Raw genomic sequence first — 207 nt, forward strand, 5'->3', positions numbered from 1 at the left:
GTCGGCAACCCCGTCAACCCGCAGCTAGGCGCCAAGGTTCTGTCCGGTGCTTCTGACCTCGACTTTGCGTTGCCCGGCGCCATGCCGCTCGTCTGGCAGCGCCAGTACAGTAGTTACGTCAATGCCGAACAAGGCGGCTACTGCGGCATGCTCGGTTACGGCTGGGGCCTGCCGATGGAGCTGCGGATATCGATGCAGGCAAGCGCC

Annotated in this window: 1 protein-coding gene; it reads left to right on the forward strand. The window is 64.3% G+C overall.

All coding sequences use genetic code 11. The features are described 5' to 3' along the window. Positions 1–207, forward strand: a 207-nt coding sequence (locus H928_RS26270; protein ID WP_043338826.1) for a DUF6531 domain-containing protein, incomplete at both ends; no start/stop codon positions are given.

This window comes from Comamonas sp. B-9 (assembly GCF_000410635.1).
Lineage (GTDB): Bacteria > Pseudomonadota > Gammaproteobacteria > Burkholderiales > Burkholderiaceae_C > Comamonas.